The sequence below is a fragment of the Dietzia sp. CW19 genome, assembly GCF_014145265.1.
Lineage (GTDB): Bacteria > Actinomycetota > Actinomycetes > Mycobacteriales > Mycobacteriaceae > Dietzia > Dietzia natronolimnaea.
The window spans coordinates 1-1,252 of sequence record NZ_JAALEE010000005.1; the positions used below are offsets into that span (position 1 = coordinate 1).

The window sequence follows — 1,252 nt, forward strand, 5'->3', positions numbered from 1 at the left end:
GGTGTAGACACCCAGGACGACGACGACGAGGCCACCGATCAACGTGACGGTCCCGCGATGGACGGTGAACAGCGAGCCGATCGCCCCCATCCCCGCCCCGAGCGGGACCAGGACGGTCGCGAGGCCGAGCAGGAACAGGCCGGTGCGGGCGAGGAGCAGCCGGCGGGTGCCGAAGGCGTAGGCGAAGAAGGCCGGCAGCAGCAGCGCCGAGCAGGGGCTGAGGATGCTCAGCACGCCGCCGAGGAATCCCCCGACGAGCCCGATCTGCTCTGTCATCAGGGCCCGCTCATCCGTCCAGCGAGCGGTCGATGACGGTGCGGAACGTCTCGACCGAGCGGGCGCCGACGATCCCCGTCCCGTTGATGAGGAAGGTCGGGGTGGAGGTCGCGCCCAGCGCGGTGGCGGCCTGGTAGTCCGCCCGGATGGCCGCGTCGTACTCGTCGCCGGTCATGTCCGCTCGGAAGCGGTCGAGGTCGGTGACCCCGGCCGCGGCGGCGTACCCCACCAGCTCCTCCTCGCCGAGGTCCGGATGCCCACGGTCGGGGGCGTCGGCGAACACGACCTCGGTGAACTCCCAGAACCTGCCCTGGTCCGCGGCGGCGCGCCCGGCCCGGGCGGCGATCATCGATTCCTCTCCGAAGATCGGCAGGTCGACCCACTCGATCCGCAGATCGCCGCCGTCGACATACTCGTCGACCAGCGCCGGCTCCACCTCGCGGGAGAACTTCGCGCAGAACGGGCAGCGGAAGTCCGAGTACATGGTCATCACGACCGGCGCGTCCACCGGGCCCATGGCCATCGGGTCGCCCTCCGCCAAGCGCGCGATGCCCTCCATGGACTCCGGTCCGGGGGCCTGCTCAGGACTGGTCTGACGCTCGTCGGACATCGCCGCGGAGTCGGTCGCGGACCCGGCCGCGGACTGATCGCCTCCGGTCACATCCCGGGCGAGGAGGACGGCGACCAGGGCGAGGAGTACGGCCACCACGACGGACAACGCGATGACCGGGAGACTCGGACGACGGGACACGGGAGGACTCCTGCGGGGGCGATCGGGGACCTGGACGGGCCCGCGACCGGGCCACTTTCTACTACGCTACATAGTAGATAGTGGTCGGCGTGGCGGTGTCAACCGGCCAGGATCGAACACCAGGTGAGGACGGCGGCCGTCGCGGCCGCAAGGACGACCACCGCCGGCGAGACGGCGTGCACCAGGGCGACCGCGGAATCCCGTGCCGTCGCGCGGCCGGCCGCC

At 71.6% G+C, this 1,252-nt stretch carries 2 protein-coding genes; both read right to left on the reverse strand.

The genetic code is table 11. The annotated features are described in order from the left end of the window. The coding region (locus tag G6021_RS00115) for a cytochrome c biogenesis protein CcdA (protein WP_277817909.1) at positions 1-276 on the reverse strand (276 nt) is incomplete at its 3' end. Positions 277-286: 10 nt separating this feature from the next. Further along, positions 287-1,027: a thioredoxin domain-containing protein gene (locus G6021_RS00120; RefSeq protein WP_182618045.1), complete on the reverse strand. Its 741-nt coding sequence runs from the start codon at positions 1,025-1,027 to the stop codon at positions 287-289. Positions 1,028-1,252: the final 225 nt, after the last annotated feature.